At 69.3% G+C, this 574-nt stretch carries 1 protein-coding gene; it reads left to right on the forward strand.

Annotation, left to right across the window (positions count from 1 at the left end; genetic code table 11):
• The coding region (locus tag EES43_RS30885; protein WP_164493298.1) for a hypothetical protein at nucleotides 1-574 on the forward strand (574 nt) is incomplete at both ends.

The raw sequence follows: 574 nt of genomic DNA on the forward strand, positions 1-574 counted from the left end.
CCAGCACACAGCAGCGCGACGAGCAGGGCAACCTCGTCCGGAGCGAGACGTCGTACGGTGACGGCACGCCCGGTGCCGTGACCGAGACGGAGTTCGACGCCCTGGGCAAACCCGTCAGCTCCGACGACAGCACCAGCCCGTTCACCACCAGGCACGCGTACACGCCTGCGGGACTGCCCGCGTCGGACAGCCTCACCCCCAAGGAGTCCGACGCGTCGGACGGCGTGAAGGCGGAGCACACCCTGGACGCGTTCGGGAACAAGACAAACAAGGCCCTCACGTCGAAGGGCCAGTCGGTTTCCGGGTTCGAGACGAAGTTCGACGTTGCGGGCCGGGCGACGGAGGTCTCCCTGCCCGGCGAGGGCGGGACGTCCAGCATGGGCTACAACCGGGTGAACGGGCTGGTGGAGTCGGTGGCGTTGCCGGACGGTTCGGTGGCGCATCAGCGGAACGACCGGTCCGGGCGGACGGTCGAGGCGTGGACCTCGCCGAAGGACGCCCCGGACACGAAGCAGGACCATGTGCGGACGTCGTACGACCCGGTCACCGGTGGTGTGTCCGCGCAGTGGACCGA

It is taken from the genome of Streptomyces sp. ADI96-02, assembly GCF_003846185.1.
Lineage (GTDB): Bacteria > Actinomycetota > Actinomycetes > Streptomycetales > Streptomycetaceae > Streptomyces.